At 64.6% G+C, this 3,056-nt stretch carries 2 protein-coding genes; both read left to right on the top strand.

Translation table 11 applies throughout. From position 1 onward, the window contains the following. A partial coding sequence (locus tag JHD07_RS36530) for a glucan biosynthesis protein (protein WP_291631018.1) occupies positions 1–786 on the top strand: 786 nt, incomplete at its 5' end. Next, entirely contained in the window at positions 774–2,897 is a 2,124-nt protein-coding gene (mdoH, locus tag JHD07_RS36525; protein WP_291631016.1) for a glucans biosynthesis glucosyltransferase MdoH, read from the top strand. The genes JHD07_RS36530 and mdoH, both read left to right, overlap by 13 nt. The last annotated feature ends 159 nt before the right edge of the window (positions 2,898–3,056 follow it).

The following is a 3,056-nucleotide window of genomic DNA, read 5'->3' as shown; positions in this document are numbered from 1 at the left end:
GAAATGTCGGTCTATCCGCGCGTCGAACTGCAGCGGGCCGGACTCGCGCCCATGACCAGCATGTTCTTCTACGGTCCGAACGACCGCAACGGCATCGACGATTTCCGCCCCTCGGTCCACGATTCCGACGGTCTTGCGATCTTCAACGGGCAGGGCGAAAGCCTGTGGCGGCCCCTCAGCAATCCCCGCGACCTCCAGATCAGCACCTTCCAGGATCTCAATCCGCGCGGGTTCGGCTTGATGCAGCGGGAGAGAAACTTCGCCGCCTACCAGGACATCGAATCCAGCTTCGAGAAACGCCCAAGCCTCTGGATGGAGCCGATCGGCGATTGGGGCGAGGGCGGGGTCATGCTGTTCGAGATCCCGACCAAGGAGGAAGTTCACGACAACATCGCCGCATTCTGGCGGCCAAAGAACCCGCTGCAGGCCAAGGGCGAGCACAACTACACCTATCGGCTGCATTGGGGGCCAGATAGCCCGAAGCCGCATTCCCTCGCCAGGTTCACCCGAAGCGCGATAGGGGCAAAGGGCGAGGATGCGCGCCTCTTCGTGCTCGATCTGCTCGGCGACAACTTGAAGGGCATCGATCCTGCCGGCGTCAAGGGCGTGGTGGCGGCGGAAAAATCCGAGATCAAGAACATCGTCACGCAGCCCAATCCCTATACCGGCGGTTGGCGGCTCAGCTTCCAGTGCCAGGTGAAGGGTGAGCCGATCGAGATTCGGGCGTTTCTGGCCGCAGGCGACAAGCCCTTGTCGGAAGTCTGGGTCTACCGATGGGCCCCCTGAGTACGGCACCGCGGCCCGTTGTTGGCGAGATCGCCAGCCAACGCCTGCTGCCGCACGAGTCCCCCCTTCCGATGGCGCCGGGCGACCTCGGAAAGAACCGGGTATTGGACCGCATTCCTGCGCAGATCGCCCGCACGATGGTTTGGCGGCGCGGCCTCATCCTGCTCTCGACGGCGGCGCTCACGTGGGCGGGCGGCTACGAGATGTATCGCGTGCTGCAGGTCGGCGGCGTCACGGTCCTCGAAGGCATGGTGCTGGCGCTCTTTCTGGTCCTGCTCGCCTGGGTCGCGTTTTCGTTCGCCTCCGCCGTGGCAGGCTTCGTTGTGCTGCTGACCCATCGTCCGGACGAGGGTGCCTTGGCTTCCAGCGCCGAACAGCCGGTCATTGCAAGCCGCACCGCCATGCTGCTTCCCACCTACAACGAAGACCCGCACCGATTGACGGCGCGGCTCCGTGCAATGATCGAATCCTTGGAGGCGACCGCGCACGGAGAGCTGTTCGACTGGTTCGTTCTGAGCGACAGCACCGATCCCGACATCTGGGTCGCCGAAGAAAAAGCGCTGCTCGCGCTGCGGCAGGCCGTCGGAACGCGGCTGTACTATCGCCACCGAGCCGAGAACAGGGAGCGGAAGGCCGGCAACATCTCCGAGTGGATCACGCGGTTCGGCGGCGTCTACGACTTCATGATCGTGCTCGACGCCGACAGTCTCATGAGCGGTCAGACCGTCGTCCGACTGGTGCATGCCATCGAGACCAATCCCAGTGCCGGGCTCGTCCAGACGCTCCCGATGATCGTCAACGCGCGAAGTCTGTTCAGCCGCGTCCAGCAATTCGCCGGCCGCTTGTACGGCCCGATGATCGCCGCCGGCGTTGCCTGGTGGCACGGCTCCGAAGGCAACTACTGGGGCCACAACGCGATCATCCGCGTGAGGGCGTTTGCCGAAGCGGCAGCATTGCCGCAGCTGCGCGGGCGCAAGCCCTTCGGCGGACACATCCTCAGCCACGATTTCGTCGAAGCCGCGCTGCTGCGGCGAGCCGGGTGGGGCATCTACATGTTGCCGATGCTCGGCGGAAGCTACGAAGAGGTGCCGCCGTCGCTGCTCGACTTCGCCGCGCGCGACCGACGCTGGTGTCAGGGCAATCTTCAGCATCTCGCTGTTGTGCCTGCGCGGGGCCTGCATTGGGTGTCGCGCCTGCATTTCATGGTGGGAATCGGAGCCTATTTGACGGCGCCGCTGTGGCTGCTGTTCCTGCTGCTGGGAATGCTGATCTCGCTGCAGGCCCGCTTCGCGCGTCCGGAGTATTTTCCCAAGGGTTTCTCCCTGTTTCCGACCTGGCCGGCCCAGGATTCGGTGCTCGCCATCTGGGTGTTCGTCGCCACCATGGCGCTGCTGCTGTTGCCCAAGCTGCTCAGCCTGGTCCTGCTTTGGCTGCAACGCCCGGTGCGACGCCAATTCGGCGGCGCTCTGCGGGCCTCGGCCGGAGTCTTCGCAGAGGTCGTGGTATCCGCGTTGATGGCGCCCGTGATGATGATCTTTCAGTCGATCGCGGTGGTCGAGATTCTGGCCGGCCGCGATGCGGGCTGGCAGACGCAAAGGCGGGACGACGGCACGGTGGAGCGCCGCGAGCTCTATCGAAAATACGGCGTCCCGACCTTGTGCGGCGTTGCGATGGCGGCAAGTGCGTACGCGGTTTCGCTGCCCCTTCTGCTCTGGATGTCCCCGGTCGTCGTTGGGCTGCTGTTCGCGGTTCCGATCGGCGCGCTGACTGCCAGGCCCGCGTCCGACAAATTGTTCGTCACGCCCGAGGAGGTAGCGCCGCCTTCGGTGCTACGTCGCGCGAACCAATTGAGCGAATCGCCGGATGCAGGGATCAGACCCGCGTTGCTGGAACTGCGCGAAGATGCCAGGCTTTTGGCCTTCCACGTCGCACAACTATCGCTTCCACGCGCCGTCCGGCCCGACACGATCGACGCGAACCTGGCGGTCGGCCGTGCCAAGGTCGATGCGAGCGATACTTTCGAGGAGGCCGTCGCCCATCTGTCCTCCCGCGAGGTTTTCTCGATCCTGAACGACGGTTCGGTGTTGCCGGCGGTATTGCAGAAGCAATGAACACGCGGCCGGACGTTGGCTGCGATCTATCCTCCGCTGTCTCAGCGAAGGCGCGTCTGCCCGTCGATACTCACCCGACCAGATACTTCCTCACCGCCTCCTCATCCCATTCGATCCCGTTGCCGGGCTCCTCGCCCGGCAGCGCAAAGCCATCCTTGA

Origin of the sequence: Bradyrhizobium sp. (genome assembly GCF_016462955.1) — a bacterium.
Lineage (GTDB): Bacteria > Pseudomonadota > Alphaproteobacteria > Rhizobiales > Xanthobacteraceae > Bradyrhizobium.
This window is presented reverse-complemented; position numbering and strand designations above follow the sequence as displayed.

Coding starts and splice junctions, on each gene's coding strand:
- mdoH (WP_291631016.1), top strand. CDS start 774: ATGGGCCCCCTGAGTACGGCACCGCGGCCCGTTGTTGGCGAGATCGCC.